This is a genomic window from Mesorhizobium sp. M7A.F.Ca.MR.148.00.0.0 (assembly GCF_003997735.1).
Lineage (GTDB): Bacteria > Pseudomonadota > Alphaproteobacteria > Rhizobiales > Rhizobiaceae > Mesorhizobium.
In genome coordinates, this window is record NZ_RZTB01000670.1 from 1 (window position 1) to 241 (window position 241).

The following is a 241-nucleotide window of genomic DNA, read 5'->3' on the forward strand; positions in this document are numbered from 1 at the left end:
CCGCTGGCGGCAGCGATTGGGCCGCTCGCCTTCCGCATCGTCTTCTGGATCGCGCTCGGGCTTGCCGCCGCTTCGTTCATGAAGTTCGGCGTCAATCTCCTCGGCCTGGTGATCGCCGCACTGGTCGTCGCCTGCTTCACGTTCAAGGGCGGCCGCGAGACGTTGCAAATCTGTGTCGACTCTCTCGCAGAAGGGGCGAAGAACGCGCTGCCGGTCGGCATTGCCTGCGCCATCGTCGGCA

At 65.6% G+C, this 241-nt stretch carries 1 pseudogene; it reads left to right on the top strand.

Features of this window, described 5'->3' with window-relative positions:
• A pseudogene (locus EOB49_RS35775) lies at nucleotides 1-241 on the top strand (TRAP transporter permease); the annotation flags it as partial.